This window comes from Myxococcus vastator, assembly GCF_010894475.1.
GTDB classification, from domain to species: Bacteria; Myxococcota; Myxococcia; order Myxococcales; family Myxococcaceae; genus Myxococcus; species Myxococcus vastator.
The window spans coordinates 1-15,807 of sequence record NZ_JAAIYB010000175.1 but is presented as its reverse complement, the minus strand read 5'-3'; the positions used below and the strand labels follow the sequence as shown (position 1 = coordinate 15,807).

At 70.6% G+C, this 15,807-nt stretch carries 12 protein-coding genes and 1 pseudogene; 7 read left to right on the top strand and 6 right to left on the bottom strand.

Annotated elements, in window-relative coordinates:
• Nucleotides 1-157 (bottom strand): annotated as a pseudogene (locus tag G4D87_RS39475) (serine/threonine-protein kinase); the annotation flags it as partial.
• A 287-nt stretch (nt 158-444) separates the two neighbouring features.
• Between G4D87_RS39475 and G4D87_RS18595 the strand changes: the two are divergent.
• Nucleotides 445-1,989: an aldehyde dehydrogenase family protein gene (locus G4D87_RS18595; RefSeq protein WP_163783403.1), complete on the top strand. Its 1,545-nt coding sequence runs from the start codon at nt 445-447 to the stop codon at nt 1,987-1,989.
• Between the two features lie 7 nt (nt 1,990-1,996).
• On the opposite strand, the gene G4D87_RS18590 is transcribed toward G4D87_RS18595, so the two are convergent.
• Complete coding sequence (locus tag G4D87_RS18590) at nt 1,997-2,881, bottom strand: LysR substrate-binding domain-containing protein (protein ID WP_163783402.1); 885 nt, start codon at nt 2,879-2,881, stop codon at nt 1,997-1,999.
• 108 nt (nt 2,882-2,989) lie between these two features.
• Between G4D87_RS18590 and G4D87_RS18585 the strand changes: the two genes are divergently transcribed.
• Nucleotides 2,990-4,627 (top strand): acetolactate synthase large subunit, encoded by a 1,638-nt coding sequence (locus G4D87_RS18585; RefSeq protein WP_163783401.1) that lies wholly within the window; start codon nt 2,990-2,992, stop codon nt 4,625-4,627.
• A 35-nt stretch (nt 4,628-4,662) separates the two neighbouring features.
• A complete protein-coding gene (locus tag G4D87_RS18580; RefSeq protein WP_163783400.1) occupies nt 4,663-6,096 on the top strand; it encodes an aldehyde dehydrogenase family protein in 1,434 nt (477 codons plus the stop codon).
• 115 nt (nt 6,097-6,211) lie between these two features.
• Here G4D87_RS18580 and G4D87_RS18575 read toward each other — a convergent pair whose 3' ends face one another.
• Nucleotides 6,212-7,660 carry an alpha-amylase family glycosyl hydrolase gene (locus G4D87_RS18575; RefSeq protein WP_163783399.1) on the bottom strand — a complete coding sequence of 483 codons (1,449 nt, stop codon included), beginning with the start codon at nt 7,658-7,660 and terminating at the stop codon, nt 6,212-6,214.
• Nucleotides 7,661-7,791: 131 nt separating this feature from the next.
• Between G4D87_RS18575 and G4D87_RS18570 the strand changes: the two genes are divergently transcribed.
• The 3 genes from G4D87_RS18570 to G4D87_RS18560 all read left to right on the top strand — a co-directional run bounded on the left by G4D87_RS18570 (nt 7,792) and on the right by G4D87_RS18560 (nt 11,105).
• Complete coding sequence (locus G4D87_RS18570) at nt 7,792-8,418, top strand: YigZ family protein (protein WP_163783398.1); 627 nt, start codon at nt 7,792-7,794, stop codon at nt 8,416-8,418.
• Nucleotides 8,419-8,450: 32 nt separating this feature from the next.
• A complete protein-coding gene (locus G4D87_RS18565) occupies nt 8,451-9,785 on the top strand; it encodes a replication-associated recombination protein A (RefSeq protein WP_163783397.1) in 1,335 nt (444 codons plus the stop codon).
• Nucleotides 9,786-9,932: 147 nt separating this feature from the next.
• Complete coding sequence (locus G4D87_RS18560) at nt 9,933-11,105, top strand: TIGR03118 family protein (protein WP_240358392.1); 1,173 nt, start codon at nt 9,933-9,935, stop codon at nt 11,103-11,105.
• An 87-nt stretch (nt 11,106-11,192) separates the two neighbouring features.
• On the opposite strand, the gene G4D87_RS18555 is transcribed toward G4D87_RS18560, so the two are convergent.
• Together G4D87_RS18555 and G4D87_RS39470 are read right to left on the bottom strand one after the other, a co-directional pair.
• Entirely contained in the window at nt 11,193-11,888 is a 696-nt protein-coding gene (locus G4D87_RS18555; protein WP_163783396.1) for a hypothetical protein, read from the bottom strand.
• 141 nt (nt 11,889-12,029) lie between these two features.
• Nucleotides 12,030-12,215 (bottom strand): ATP-grasp domain-containing protein, encoded by a 186-nt coding sequence (locus tag G4D87_RS39470; RefSeq protein WP_240358390.1) that lies wholly within the window; start codon nt 12,213-12,215, stop codon nt 12,030-12,032.
• A 758-nt stretch (nt 12,216-12,973) separates the two neighbouring features.
• Between G4D87_RS39470 and G4D87_RS18545 the strand changes: the two genes are divergently transcribed.
• Nucleotides 12,974-14,035: a hypothetical protein gene (locus tag G4D87_RS18545; RefSeq protein WP_163783395.1), complete on the top strand. Its 1,062-nt coding sequence runs from the start codon at nt 12,974-12,976 to the stop codon at nt 14,033-14,035.
• A gap of 34 nt (nt 14,036-14,069) precedes the next feature.
• Here the strand turns inward: G4D87_RS18545 and G4D87_RS18540 are convergent.
• Nucleotides 14,070-15,807: NUDIX hydrolase (locus G4D87_RS18540; protein ID WP_163783394.1), on the bottom strand; the 1,738-nt coding region annotated here is incomplete at its 5' end.

The window sequence follows — 15,807 nt, the reverse complement described above, 5'->3', positions numbered from 1 at the left end:
GAACGGCGGGGTGGTGGATGCGCGACAGCAGCTCGGCCTCGCGCGCGAAGCGTTCGTCCCGGGAATGCAGGGCCAGCTTGATGGCCACGGTGTTCATGCCCGTGAGGTCCCGGGCGCGGTAGACGGCGCCGTAGGTACCTCGGCCTCGCAGGTCCATGAGGCGCCACGGGCCCACCCGAGTCCCTGGCGGGAGGCGGGCCGGATTCAGGAGAGGGAGCCCCATGCAGGCAGAGGCTACTTGCTGAGTAGTCAGTTTGCACCGGAATCTGTCAGGTCAAGGCGGCTCGCTGGGAAGAACGCCAGAAGGCGCAGCGCGCGAAAGGCGACGCAACCCGCGGCCTCGGGGCGGCGGTTGCCGCGCGCCTCACCGGCCATCACCTTGACGCAATGAGCCGATGCCGGGTGGAGTGTCGGCCTGGTCTCCTTCCGGGGGAGGGCGTGCCCATGGCGAGTGTGGTGCCTGCTTACGCGGAGTGGTCGAATCTGGAGCGTCGAATCCGGGCGCTTGTTCCCGAGGCTTTCGACCCGTCTGGCCGAATGCTCAACCTCATCGCGGGTGAGTGGGGGCACCCCGGAAAGGGGAAGCCCTACCTGTCCCCGGTGGATGGCACCGTCCTGGGCCGTCTGCCCATGATTGATGGGAACACGGCGCGCGTCGCCGCGAGCGCCGCCGCCAAGGAGGCGCGGACCTGGGCTCACCAGGACCTCGATGTGCGCAAGGAGCGCGTCACCCAGTGTCTGGCCATGCTTCATGAGCAGCGCGAGCTGCTGGCCCTCATCCTGGCCTGGGAGATTGGCAAGCCCGTGCCACAGGCCCGCGTCAGCGTGGACCGCTGTATCACCGGCGTGGAGTGGTACATCTCCCAAATCGAGCCCATGGTGGAGGGCCGCCGCCCGCTGGGGCTCATCTCCAACATCGCCTCGTGGAACTACCCGCTGTCGGTGCTGGTCCACGCGGTGCTGGTCCAGGTGCTCGCGGGAAACAGCGCCATCGCCAAGACGCCCACGGATGGGGGGCTCTACTCGCTGACGCTCTGCATGGCGCTCGCGCGCCGCTGCGGGCTGCCGGTGTCGCTCATCAGCGGCTCGGGCGGACAGCTCAGCGACGCGCTGGTGCGCAATCCCGAAATCGCCTGCCTGTCCTTCGTGGGCGGCAAGGCGAACGGACGGGACATCGCGGCCAGCCTCTATGACCGCAACAAGCGCTACATGCTGGAGATGGAGGGGGTGAACGCCTACGGCATCTGGCACTTCAGCGACTGGGACGGGCTGGCGAAGCAGCTCAAGAAGGGCTTCGAGTACGGCAAGCAGCGCTGCACCGCGTACCCGCGCTTCGTCGTGGAGCGGAGCCTCATGCCGCGCTTCCTGGAGACGTACCTGCCCGTCGTCTCCGCCCTGAAGGTGGGGCACCCGCTGCTGGCGGAGACGCCGGAGGGCGAGCCTCCCGCGCTCGACTTCGGCCCGCTCATCAACAGCCAGAAGGTCGAGGAGCTGCACGGCCTGATGAGCGAGGCGGAGGGCCGCGGCGCCGTGCCCCTCTTCGCCGGGCGGCTGGACTCGGAGCGCTTCCTGCCGGACCAGGACGTCTCCGCGTACCTGGCCCCGCACGCGCTGCTGCACGTGCCGCGCAACTGCAAGCTCTACCACGGCGAGCCCTTCGGCCCCGTGGACACGCTGGTCGTCGTGGACAGCGAGGAGGAGCTCATCGCGGAGATGAACGTGTCCAACGGCTCCCTGGTGGCCTCCATCGCCTGCGACGAGCCCGACACGTGCAAGCGCGTCTCCACCGAGCTGCGCGCCTTCAAGGTGGGCCACAATGCCCCGCGCTCGCGCGGAGACCGGGAAGAGGTCTTCGGCGGCATCGGTGGCTCGTGGAAGGGGTGCTTCGTCGGCGGCAGGTACCTGGTCCAGGCCGTCACCGAGGGCGAACCCGGCGAGCGGCTGCACGGCAACTTCCACGAGTACACGCAGCTCCCCGACACGCGCTGAGGCGGGCTCAGCGCCTGCTCGGGCGTCTGGCGCCGCGCACCTCGTTCGCGAACAGCTCCGCGGCGGGCGTGCGCGGCGCGCCTCTTCGCCACAGGAGCGCCGCCAGCTCGGCCCGGGGCGCAGGGGAGAGCCGCTTCACCACCAGCCCTGCGGCCTCCGCGAGTTGAGGCTCCGGGAGCACCGTCACCGCGAGCCCCGCGCGAACGGTGGCCAGCACCGTGGCCACGGCGTTCGACTCCAGCGCGACGTGCGGCGCAATCCGGATGGCGGCGAACCAGGCATCCACGCGGGCTCGCACGCGCAGCCCTTGGGACAGCAGCGCGAAGGGCTCCTGGGCCAGGGGCTTCGCGCCCACGGCCTCCAGCTTCGCCAGGGCATGGCCCTTGGCGACCACCAGCGCCAGCTTGCTGTCGAAGACGGGCTCCGCCTCCAGGTCCGGTGAGCGCGCGGGGGCGTAGCCCAGCCCCACGTCGAGCCGGCCATCCGCCAGCCGCCGCTCCACCCGCCGCACCACGGCCTCCTCCGCGCTCAGCACCAGCCCCGGGTGCTTGCGCAGCACGGCGGAGAGCGCGGGCAGCACGACGCCGCGCATGCTGGGCGGGTAGCCCACGCGCAGGGCGCCGGTGGTGAGGCCCCGCAGCGCCCCCACGGCGACTCTCCCCGCGTCCACGTCCTCCAGCGCCCGCGAGGCGTAGGTGCGGAACAGCTCGCCCGCCTGCGTCAGCCGCACGCCGCTCCGGGCGCGCTCGAACAGGGGCGCGCCGAGCTCCTCCTCGAGCTGGCGAACCTGCTGCGACAGCGTGGGCTGCGAGACGTGGACACGCCTGGCGGCTCGCCCGAAGTGCAGGGTGTCCGCGACGGCGGAGAAGTACCGGAGGTGGCGCAGTTCCATGGCCGCATCATAGGCATTGCCTATCAAAGCCATGGGAACAAACGAATGTACCAATCGCGGCCCGCGCGTAAGTGTTCTCCCATCGAGAGGTCGCGAAGGAGGCACCCGATGAAGGCGGCAGAGCTGTTCGTCAAAGCGTTGGAAGCGGAGGGCGTGCGCAGCGTCTTCGGGCTTCCGGGAGAGGAGAACCTGGACGTCCTCGAGGCCATGCGGGCCGCGGGCATGCGGTTGGTGCTCACCCGGCATGAGCAGGCCGCGGGCTTCATGGCGGCCACGTATGGGCGGCTCACCGGCCGCGCGGGCGTCGTCCTGTCGACGCTGGGGCCCGGGGCGACCAACCTCGTCACGGCCGCCGCCTACGCGCAGCTCGGCGCCATGCCCATGGTGATGGTCACCGGGCAGAAGCCCATCCGCGCCGGCAAGCAGGGCCACTTCCAGATTGTGGACGTGGTGGGGATGATGCGCCCGCTGACGAAGCTGACGCGCACGCTCGTGTCGGCGGAGCATGTCCCTTCGGCCGTGCGTGAGGCGTTCCGCCGCGCCGAGGAGGAGCGCCCCGGCGCGACGCACCTGGAGCTGCCGGAGGACGTGGCCCGGGAGCCGACGGACGCCGCGCTGCTGGCGCCCAGCGCCCAGCGCCGGCCCGTGGCGGACGAGGCCTCCATCGCGCTGGCCGTCGAGGCGATTGCCTCCGCTCGCCGGCCCTTGCTGATGATTGGCGCGGGCGCCAACCGCAAGCTCACGTCGGAGATGCTCCGCGTCTTCGTGGACAAGACGGGCATCCCCTTCTTCAGCACGCAGATGGGCAAGGGCGTCGTGGACGAGTCGCATCCCCTGTGGATGGGCACGGCGGCGCTGTCGGAAAACGACTTCGTCCACCGCGCCATCGAGGCCTCGGACTGCATCATCAACGTGGGCCACGACGTCATCGAGAAGCCGCCGTTCTTCATGCGCGACAGCCGCCGCACGGTGGTGCATCTCAACTTCTCGTCGGCGGCGGTGGACCCCGTGTACTTCCCGCAGCTGGAGGTGACGGGCGACATCGCGAACGCGGTGTGGCGCATCGGGGAAGGGCTGGGGGCTCGTGCGCACTGGGACTTCGCGCCCTTCGAGAAGTTCCGTGCGGGGCTCGAGGCCCAGCTCGCGCACGGTGGGGATGACGACCGCTTCCCCATCTACCCCGCGCGGCTCGTCGCCGAGCTGCGGCGCGCGGTGCCGGACGACGGCATCGTGTGCCTGGACAACGGCATGTACAAGCTGTGGTTCGCTCGCTACTACCGCACGCGCCGGCCCAACACGCTGCTGCTCGACAACGCGCTGGCGACGATGGGGGCCGGGCTGCCTTCGGCCATCGCGGCGAAGCTGGTGCATCCCCGCCGCAAGGTGGTGGCGGTCTGCGGAGACGGCGGGTTCATGATGAACTCGCAGGAGCTGGAGACGGCCGTTCGCCTGGGGCTGGACCTGACGGTGGTCGTCGTGCGCGACGACGGCTACGGGATGATTCGCTGGAAGCAGGGGGAGATGGGCCTGCCGGACTTCGGCATGGCGCTGGGGAACCCGGACTTCGTCCGCTACGCGGAGGCGTATGGGGCCCATGGCCACCGGCCGGCCAGCGCGACGGAGTTCGGCGCCACGCTGGCTCGCTGCCTGGCGTCGAGCGGCGTCCACGTCATCGACGTGCCCATCGACTACTCGGACAACGCACGGGCGCTCGGCGCGGGTGCGGAGGAGCTCGCCGCGCTCTGAGGGGAGCGGCGGTTCGCGGACACTGGAGGAACACCATGCTGGCTGAACGTTACCCGTACTACCTGGCCAACCGTCCCCGGCAGCCCAACGCGGAGCTGGCCGTCACCCACAAGTACTCGGGCGAGGTCGTCACACACGTCGCGGTCGCGGATGCCGCGGCCGTGGAGGAGGCCATCACCGCCGCGGTGCGCGCGGCCGAGCCCATGCGGAAGCTGGCGCCTTACGCGAGGCAGGCGGTGCTCGAACACTGCGTGCGCCGCTTCCGCGAGCGCGCGGAGGAGCTGGCGCTGGCGCTCTGCATCGAAGCGGGCAAGCCGCTGCGCGACGCGCGGGGGGAGGTGGACCGGCTCATTGAAACCTTCAAGGCCGCCGCCGAGGAGGCCGTGCGCGGCGGGGGCGAGGTGCTGACCCTGGAGGTGTCGAAGCGCGCCGCGGGCTACCGGGGCTTCACCCAGCGCGTGCCGGTGGGGCCGTGCTCATTCATCACCCCGTTCAACTTCCCGCTCAACCTGGTGGCGCACAAGGTGGCGCCGGCCATCGCCGCGGGCTGCCCGTTCATCCTCAAGCCTTCGGACCGCACGCCGGTGAGCGCCCTCATCATGGCGGAGGTGCTGGCGGAGACGGAGCTTCCCGAGGGGGCATTCTCCGTGCTGCCCGTGCGGCTGGAGGACATCGCGCCGCTCATCGAGGACGACCGGCTGAAGCTGCTCTCCTTCACGGGCTCGGAGAAGGTGGGGTGGGAGCTGAAGGCCCGGGCGGGCCGGAAGAAGGTGGTGCTGGAGCTGGGCGGCAACGCGGCCTGCGTGGTGGACGAGGCGCCGGGCGCGCCGCTGGACTTCATCGCGGACCGGGTGGCGCAGGGCGCCTTCTTCCAGGCCGGGCAGAGCTGCATCTCGGTGCAGCGCGTGCTGGTCCATGCGTCGCTGTACGACGCGCTCCGGGAGCGGCTCGTCGAACGGGCCAAGGCGCTGCGGCCGGGCAATCCGTCCGATGAGGCCACGACGCTGGGACCCATGATTGACGAGCCCGCGGCGCGGCGCCTGGAGGGCTGGATTCAGCAGGCCGTGCAGCGCGGGGCGCGGGTCCTCGCGGGGGGCGGACGGCGTGGCGCGGTGCTGGACGCCACGGTGCTGGAGGGGGTCCCCGAGGATGCGTCGCTGAGCAGCGAGGAGGCCTTCGGCCCGGTCGTCCTGCTCCAACCCTTTGACAGCTTCGACGAAGCATTGGCGCAGGTGAACAGCGGGCGCTTCGGACTCCAGGCGGGCCTCTTCACGCAGGACCTGTCGCGGGCGATGAAGGCCTGGGACGAGCTGGAGGTGGGGGGCGTCGTCGTGGGCGACGTGCCGAGCTTCCGCGTCGACACCATGCCCTACGGGGGCGTGAAGGGCTCGGGCATCGGCCGCGAGGGCGTGAAGTACGCCATCGAGGACATGACGGAGCTCCGGCTGCTGGTGCTGCGTCAGGCGTGAGCGCCCGGCGCGCCTGGAGCGAAGAAAGGGGAGCGTCCGGTTGGGACGCCCCCCTCGGAAGGGTACGAAGCAGTCGCGTGCGAAGGGGCGTGCACCCACTTCAGTGCGTGTGCGCTCAGCTTCGGGGCGTGAGCAGCACCGCGCCCGACGCGGGCATGGCCACTTCGAGCCGCGTCCCCTCGGCGCGGATGGGGACCTCTCGCCCGCCCAGCAAGTCCTTCAAGGCCGTCTGAGCGGACAGGTGCGCGTAGGCCTTGGGGAGCGACAGGCGCAGCGTCGCGGCGGGCCCGAAGTTCAGCACGACCAGCACGGGCTCGCTCGCGCCCGCCTGATGGCGCAGGTACGCCATGGCGGAGGGATTGCCCTTCACGGGCACCGGCACCCAGGCGCCGCTGGCGAGCGCGGGGTTGGCGTCCCTCAGGTCGATGAGCTTCCGGTAGTGCTCCCGCAGGCCATGCGGGTCCTCGTCCCAGGAGAGGGGCGGCGGCTCCTGGTAGGGCTCGTACTCGGCGCCCACCTCGTCGCCGGTGTAGACGATGGGGATGCCAGGCAGGGTGAGCAGCAGCGCGGCGGCCACCCGTGTCGCGCCGGGGCCGTAGCGGCCGATGAAGCGCTTCGCCGTGTCGTTGTTGTTGAGGAAGCGGGCCACGCGGTCCTCGGGCGTCTGCCCGCCCTTCAGGGCCGCGTACAGCTTCGGGGCCACCTGCTGGCGGTCCTCGAAGACGTCCTCCCAGGCCCAGTGGCCCAGCGAGGCGCTCCAGTCGTACGCCGCATTGAAGCCGTTGCGGACGAAGTACGGGTCATGCGCGCTCGCCTCCGCGAGCAGGTACACGTCCGGCTTCTCCTTCCGCAGGGCCGTGGACAGGTCGCACCAGAATCCAGGGCGCCGCTCCTTCACGCCCCAGGCCACGTCCACGCGGAAGCCATCCACGTCGAACTCGCGGACCCAGTACCGGAAGGCCCGATGCACCAGCTCGGTGACCTTCGGGTTGTCGTAGTTGAGGTTCGGCAGGTGCTTCCAGTCGAAGTAGTGCGTCGGCCGCCCCTGCGCGTCGCGGTCGTAGTAGCCGTAGTACGGCGACTGCTTGCCCTTCGCGAGCACGTCCCGGAAGTACGGGTGCGCGTTCGACGTGTGGTTGGGCACGAAGTCCATCATCACCTTCATGCCGCGCGCGTGGGCCTGGTCGATGAGCGCCTTGAAGTCGGCCTTCGTCCCGTAGTCGGGGCGCACGTCGAAGTAGTCGGTGACGGCGTAACCGAAGTCTCCCGGGTCCGTCGTCGTGTTCACCGGTGACAGCCACAGCACGTCGATGCCCAGGCCGCGCAGGTAGTCCAGCTTCGCGGTGACGGCCTTGAAGGGCTGCTCGCCGAAGAGGGGCGGGACGACGCCGTACACGACGGCACCTTGAATCCAGTCCGGGTCCTTCACGGGGCCGCAGGTTCGGGCCTCGGCGCGCGCTTCAGGTGCGGCGGTGTTCCGAGCGGCCTCCGCGGGCAGGCCCATGAAGGAGAGGAGGCTCAGCGAGAGCAGGGCGGCCAGGCGGCGGGAGCGGGCATTGAGCATGGGGGCGTCAAGGGCCGGACATCGGCCATGGGCCCGGAACGCGGCGCCGCCTCCGGATTCTTCCTCCGCGTCGACAGGTGGCGGCGGGACGGCTGCTAGCGATATGAGACACTGCGCCAGCCACCGCACCCATGGACGAGAAGCGCTACCCCATCCCGGCCGGGCTCCACCGGGTGGAGCAGGACATCCAGAAGAGCCGCTTCATCACCACGGCCGCCCACTCGCCCACCGTGGAGGAGGCGAAGGCCTTCATCGCCCGCGTCCGCGAGGAGTTCGACGACGCCACCCACAACTGCTGGGCCTTCGTCGTCGGGCCTCCGGGCTCCACCGCCCAGGTGGGCATGAGCGACGACGGCGAGCCCCATGGGACGGCCGGCCGGCCCATGCTCACCGCCCTGCTGCACGGGGGCGTGGGCGACGTGGCCATGGTCGTGACCCGCTATTTTGGTGGGACGCTGCTCGGAAAGGGCGGGCTGGTGCGGGCCTACACCGCCGGCGTCCAGCAGGCGCTCGAAAGCCTCCCCACCACGGAGCGTGTGCGCAAGACGCGACTGGCCGTCGAGGTGGAGTACACCCACGTCGACGGGCTGCGCCGCCTGCTGCCGTCCTACGAGGTGCAGGTGCTGGCGGAGGAGTATTCGGCCACCGTGGGGTACCGGCTGGAGCTGCCCGTCACCCAGGTGGAGGCCCTGCGGACCGCGTTGAACGACCTGACACTGGGACAGGTGCTCGTCGAGCCGCTCGATTCGGATGATTGACCCTGGGCCGTGGAGGGGAGAGCCTTCGGCCGATGAGCGCTGGCCCGGACCTCTTCTCCGCCTCCGTCGACGTGAATCGCTTCGCGCCCCTGGCGGAGCGGATGCGGCCTCGCACGCCTGACGAGTTCATCGGTCAGTCCCACCTGCTGGGGCCAGGCCGCCCGCTGCGCCAGCTCATCGAGCGCAAGGCCATTGTCTCCTCCCTCTTCTGGGGGCCTCCGGGCGTGGGCAAGACGACGCTCGCGCGGATGATGGCCACCGGTGTGGACGCGGAGTTCGTCATCCTCTCCGCCGTGTCGGATGGCATCCCCCGCATCCGCGAGGTGGTGGCCGAAGCCGAGCGCCTGCGCAACCAGTACAGCCGCCGCACCGTCCTCTTCGTCGACGAGATTCACCGCTGGGCGAAGAACGTGCAGGAGCAGGCGCTGCCTCACGTGGAGAGCGGCCTCTTCGTCCTCCTGGGCGCCACCACGGAGAACGTCAGCTTCGAGGTCCGCCCCGCGCTCGTCAGCCGGTGTCGTGTGTTCCAGCTCAAGGCGCTCACCGTCGCGGACATCCAGTCGGCGCTGACGCGGGCGCTCGGTGACTCGAAGCGGGGCCTGGGGGCGCGCAACCTGACGGTGGGAGAAGAGGCGCTGACGCTGCTGGCGAAGGGCGGCGTGGGCGATGTGCGCAAGGCGCTGGGGGCGCTGGAACTGGCCGCCAGCCTCACCGCGGACGGCGCGGAGATTGCGCCCGAGACGGCGCGCGAGGCGGTGGGCACCAGCCTGTCCCGTCACGACAAGGATGGGGACCAGCACTACGACTTGCTGAGCGCGCTGCAGAAGTCGTGCAGAGGCTCCAACGTCCAGGGCGCCGTCTTCTGGGCGGCGAAGCTGCTCCAGACGGGCGACGTGGCGTCCCTGTGGCGACGGCTCAAGGTGATTGCCGTGGAGGACGTGGGCATGGCGATGCCGGAGGCCATCAGCATCGTGCGTGACTGCGAGGAGGCCTTCCACGCCATGGGCATGCCAGAGGGGCGCATCTGCGTGGCGCACGCCGTCGTCCTGCTGGCCACGGCGAAGAAGAGCAACCGTGCCTATGCGGCGCTGGACGCGGCGCTGGCGGCGCTCCAGGAGCATCCCAACGCGGAGCCGCCGCTCCACCTCCGCAACGCGCCCACCGAGCTGATGAAGGAGCTGGGGCACGGCAAGGGCTACCAGACGCCCTGGAGCTTCAAGGACCACTACGTGCCCGGGCAGACGTACCTGCCCGCCCAGTTGAAGCGTTCCGTCTTCTACCGCCCGAGCAAGGAAGGCTACGAGGCGGAGCTTCACGAGCGCATGAGCCACTGGTGGCGCGAGGACAAGGCGTCCCGCGGCGAGTAGTCCGGGTCGCCCTCGCGGGCCAGTGAGTGCCGTCCGGTGTGCAATGCGACTGGGCAGCAGTTCGGGTTGTTCATCCATAGACGCCCTCCCAGCTTGTTGCTCAATGAGCACGCGGCGGTTCGCCGTCGTCAGAGGGGGGGAATCGTGATGAACACTCGCAGGCCCACGTTGATGCAAGGGGTGCTGTCCGCGGCCGTCGCCGTCTTCACCGTGCCGGTCGCCAGGGCGGCGATGCCACCCGCGCCGCCGGCTGATTGCTCGGTGGCGGGCGGATACACGCAGCGCAACCTCGTCGCCAACAGTCCCGCGCTGGGCGCGGAGAACGTCGACCCGCACCTCATCAACCCGTGGGGCCTGGCCTTCAACCCGACGGGTGTCTCGTGGGTGGCGAACAACGGCACGGGCACGTCGTCGCTCTATGACGGCAATGGCGTGCAGCAGCCCTTCATCGTGGGCATCCCCGCGCCGCCGGGCCTGGCCGAGCTGGGGACGCCCACCGGCGTGGTGTTCAATGGCTCGGAAGCGTTCGTCGTGTCGGGGACGGGCGTCTCGGGGCCCGCTCGCTTCATCTTCGCCACGGAGCAGGGGCTCCTGGCCGCCTGGGCACCCATGGTGGACGAATCCTGGGCGATGGTTGTCGCGGACAGCTCCACCGCGGGCGCCGTGTACAAGGGGCTCGCGCTGGCGGGCAGCGGGGCGGACGCCATGCTGTACGCGGCGGACTTCCGGAACGGGCGAATCGACGTCTTCAACTCCCGCTTCACGCGCATGCCGATGCCGGGCGCCTTTGAGGACCCGTCCCTGCCCGCCGGGTATGCGCCCTTCAACATCCAGAACGTCGAGGGCACCCTCTACGTCTCGTATGCGCAGCAGGACGCGGGACTCACGGATGACGTGCCCGGCGTGGGCGCGGGCTACATCAACGCCTTCGACCTGAACGGACAGTTGCTGCGTCGGTTCGCGTCTCAGGGGGCGCTCAACGCGCCGTGGGGCATGGCCCTGGCGCCGGCGGGCTTCGGGCAGTTCAGCAACCACCTGCTGGTGGGCAACTTCGGGGATGGCACCATCCACGCGTATGACCTGGCCTCGGGCGCCTGGGCGGGTGCGCTCAATCGGCCGGACGGGCAGCCTGTCGTGGTCGACGGGCTCTGGGCCCTGACCTTCGGCAATGGCGTGCAGGGCCAGCCCGCCCAGGCGCTCTTCTTCACGGCGGGGCCCGCGGATGAGACGCAAGGCCTCTATGGTCGCCTCGACATGATGCCCGCGTGTCCGCAGGGCCTGCCCCCGTGGAAGGAGCCTCGGGGGCCTGAGGCGCAGTGAGCCGGATGAAGACATGGGCGGCGCGGACCGGAGCACGGTGCTCCGGCCCGCGCTGTCACGTGGGGCGCTACGCCGTGAAGGCGCGGCTCAGGGCTGCTGCGAGCCGCTGCCTCCGTAGCCCTGGTCCTGCAGTTGCTGCCAGCGCGCCTTGGCCTGCTCTTCGCGCTGGCGGTTGGCGTCCACCTGCTGTTGCTGCTCCGCCGCCTTTCGCCGGGCGGCGGCGACGGCGCTGGAGAAGTCGCCAGGGGACAGCTCTTTCGCACGGACGTCCGCGTTGGCGTTGACGGCTTCGTACTCCGCCTGTTCGAGCTGGGCGTCGGCCACGTCCAGCTCCCGCTGGCGCATGACCTCCAGGGACTTCGACGTCGTCACCGCCTCGTCGCGCCAGGCGGTCTCCGCCTCGGCCAGGGTGAGGGCGTGCTGGGCCGTGCAGGCGGCGTTCTGGGCCCGCTCGATGGCCGCGACGTCACCCGTCGCCTGCGCGACCTCGAGCGCTGCCTCACCTGCTTCGTGGCGGGCCTTCGCGACGTCCTCGTTGCGCTGGGCGACCTCTCGCGCGGCCTCGGCGTCCTGGCTGGCCACCTGGGCGCGGGTGATTTGCTCCTGGGCCTGCTCCTCCGTGAGCTGCGCCTGTCGCACGTTTCCCAGGTCGCCGGGCGGGACGCGCGCCACCCACTCCTTCTCCACCTTCGCGCTGGAGCGCTGGGTGGCACAGCCTCCCAGCAGCATCACGGCCGTGCCGGCCACCCCCAGGTACATGCGACGCCTGCCTGGCTGCGCCATGCCTTCCTCCCAGTCATAGGGTCCTGTCCGAAACTGTGCGCATCCGGGGGGAGGGTGAAAGCGGCGGCGCACCGCTCGGCGCGCCACACGCCCCCGCCGCGTGGGGTGGGGCAGTCCCGGGAAGTGGCGGTCGCCGCGCTGTCAGCGAAGGGCGAGCAGCGCCTCGAAGAGCGTGCGCGGGTCCAGCCCGGGTGGCAGTCCGGAGACACCGCCGTCGTTCACCTCGACCACCGCCCAGCCCCCGTCCTGGAGCATGGCCACGTCCAGGGTGAGGAAGGGCGAGCCGATGCGCCGGGCCAGGGGCTCGAAGCCGGTGAAGTCCGGCACGTCGACGTCGAACTCGTGGTACGGCTTCGAGAACCTGGGCCGCGTGCCAGGCCTCCGCCGCGTCCGTGCCCTCCGTCCAGACGCTGCGGGCGGTGTAGCGGGAGAGCTGGGGGTACCAATTGGGCAGGTAGAGCGCCGCCGCGTACTGCTCGGGCGTCGTCGTCAGCCGGTGCCCCAGGGCGGACACGGCTTCGTCCAGCGCGGTGTACTCCTCCTCCGTCAACATCCAGCCGCGGTAGAGGAGCCGGAGCCTGCCGCGCTCCGGGAGGGTGGACAGTGCCTGTTCGGCATTGCCGGAGAGGAGGGCCCCCAGGTCGGCCTGGTAGGTGTCGACCCCGAGCGCTTCGGCCGCGTCGGCCTCCACGTCGAAGGGGTCGTCCTGGGTGGGATTCCGTCCGAAGAGGATGGCGCGCGCGTGAGACGGACGTCGGGAGCCTGGCATCCAGAAGCCTCGCATCAAAGGTGGCGGTGTGTGTGGGGGGGGCACCTCCGACGCGTGCGGGCGCGAACCCTGACGGCCGCTTCCGCGACGCCGCCGCAAGTGACGGGAGCGAATACAGCCCCTACGCCCTGGGTGGAGTGGCTCCCAGAGTCCGTTTTGATTCACTTGGGGTGTTGTTGAATCTTCTGTTCAGCGTAGAATGTTTCATCGGGTCCTGGGGGACCCGGTAGCTGTCACAACAGAGGGGGAGTCCGTCGTGTCCAGTTCATCTCGTATTGCGTCGTCGTCCACAGCGCAGCTCCAGGCCTTGGAGCTCATGCGCCGCCAGCTTCAGCCCAAGGCCGCCTCCAACACCGCCAGCACCGTTAACACCGCGCGAGGGCAGGCCCCCGCGGCAGCCCGGTTTGACTCCGGGCGCTCCACCTTCGAACTGGCGGGGAGCACACGCGCCAGGGGGCCCAACCTCACGGGGGAGTCACCGGGGGCCCCGGTGCTCGTGCAGTATCAACCGCCCACGCCCACGCCCACGGCGCCTGGGTTCACGCCCGTGACGCCGCAGGTCGACAGCCCGGCGTTCGGGGGCCTATCGCTGGGCGAGTTGGGTCACCAGGACGGGACGTCCTACAGCCAGCGTGTCGCCGAGGTGGTCGCCGGGACGGTGCCGGGTGCGAGCTACTGCGCGGCCACCGCGTTCGACGAGCTGCTGGAAGCCCTCCCTCAGTGGACCACCACCGAGTCCATCGACGCGGTGCTGATGGAACACCGCGTGCGCTCCTCCGGAGCCATCTGGGATCAGTTGGTGGAATCGGGCGCCTTCGGTGAGCATCTGGGCAGTGGTTACAGGGAGGGGCTCGACCCGAGCTCGGGCGGCATCTCCGAGGCGGAGCTGCCGGGCGGCCAGCCCATCCCCGTCGAGTTGGACTCCGGGGGCGGGCCGCCGCTGCGCTTCGAGGCGACGGAGGTGGAGTTCGCCTTGGTGCCCAATCAGCTGAGCTCAGGAGGCGCCGTCTCCACCCTCGAATCCTTGGAGGACATGGAGGTTGGTGAGATGAGCGCGGTCATCATGCGCCCGCTCAACTATGGCGGCGCCGCGGCCAACAACGTCACCGGTCACTGGGTGGTCGTCGAGCGGACCGAGGAGGGCTATCGCCTGACGCAGTCCGCGCCGGAGGACTGGGCGCTGCTCGGCGGCACCTCCAATGATTCCGCGCAGGGGGGCGTGTACGTGCACGAGTTCACCGGCGACTCCGCGCTCGAGGACGTGAGCACGTACATCCACGCGGAGGCCCAGTACTCCGCGGCCCAGGGGACGCCAAACGCGAGCGCCGGTATGTACGCGGTCGCCGTCCTGCGGCCCGTGCTCCCGCCGGACGCCTGAGTCCGGGCCTTGGCGGGAGCCGCCCGCTTCCGGCTCAGTCCCCCAGCGCGTCGTAACGGACCAGCCGGAAGCGGGCGCCCTGCGCCTCGCGGATTCGCGCCGCCAGCTTCTCGTGCAGCTCCGGCGTCCAGGCGCTCCACCGCTGGAAGAAGGCCGCGGTGGCCGCCTTGTCGCCCCCGTGCTGGAGCGCGAGCACCTGCTCCAGCAGCGCCGTCACGACGGCCGGGTACTTGTCGTACTGGATGCTCAGGCGCGCCGTCCGCGGGTCCGCCTGGATGAGGCCGTGCTCCAGGAACCAGTTGAACTGCACCAACTGCATGCGCTGGTAGGGCTGGTCCTCGCGCGGGCGCACGTTCTGGAGCGTGCGGCGGATGCCGGAGGCCTGCACCGCGCGCAGCCCGGCGGCGTCCAGCGTGCCCTTCTTGTGGAAGGCCTGCAGCGAGAAGAGGCTCACCAGGTCCGCCTTCATCTCCTCCACGGCGCCCGCGTAGTCCTCCAGCGCGTCGTCCAGCGTGCGCCCCTGCCGGTCGCGGTCTGGCCCCAGGTAGTGGCCCACCTCGTGCCAGAGGGTGCGCTGGAAGTTGCCTTCGGAGACCAGCTCCCGGGCGTGGGCGTCCACCACCGCGGCGCGCCAGATGCGCTCATCGGACGCGAACAGCTCCGGGTTCCGCATGATGTTCTCCCGCAGGAGGATGGTCCGGCCGTAGCGGCGCGCGGCCAGCGCGTCGTTGGGGAGGATGCTCGCGGTGTTGGTGCCGCGCGACTGGCCGAAGTCGGCGATGACTTCGTAGACGCCCACGGGGATGTCCTCGCGCACGCGCTTCTTCGCGGTGTAGGGCAGCGCGTCCTCCACCGCCTGGAGCCCGCCCAGGCGCTTGCGCAGCTCCTGCGTGGCCGCCTCGTTGCTCAGCAGCACCGACAGGCTGTGGAACGCCTTCACGCCGAAGAGCGCGTCGTCATACGTCTCATACGCGCCCAACTGCACGTTGAGCTTCTGGAAGCGGCCCGTCACCCACGCCGCGTCGCCGCTCTCGTAGTCGTTGCTGAGCAAGTCCCGCGCGCGGTTGCGCAGGTAGCGCGCCAGCTCCGCGTCGCTGGCCTCCAGCCGCTGCGCCGCGCGCATCACCAGCCCGTAGGCCTTCACCAGCTCCGGCCCGTAGGCCACCGCGTACGGCACCGCGTAGAGCGCCTTGGCGTCGGGCCGCTTCGCCTTCGCTTGCAGCGCCTGGCGCAGGCCCGGGTGCAGCGTGTCCAGCACCGGGTGCGCCTGGAGGACCTTCACGTCCTGGCGCAGGTTGGCGGCCGTGGCGCGGCGCACCACCGTCTTCTCGCTGAGCAGCGCCGAGCGCTCGCCGGGGTTCGCGGCCAGGAAGGCGTCCACCTCCGCCCGCGTCACGTCCACCGGGTACACGTTGCGCGCGGCCACCTGCGCGTCCACCGGGAGGAACGCCTCCCGCGCGTTGCTCAGGGTGCTGGCGATGGGCCCCTGGTACAGGCGGTACAGCGTGAGCAGATCCCGCGTGCGCTGGGGGCCGCCCAGCTTCTTGTCCAGCGCCTCCAGCTTCGCGAGTGCCGGCAGCGCCTGGTGGTGGCGCGAGGACTCGTACAGGCCCTGGAAGATGGCGCCCACCTCCAGCAGGTCCTTCACCGCCGCCTGCTCGTCGGGCGTGAGGCGGGAGAGGTCCGGCGACAGGCGGACCTCCTGCGTCTTGGCGAGGACCTCGGCCACCTTCTCCTCCGGCCAGTAGCCCGAAGGCAGGGTGGGGGAAGGA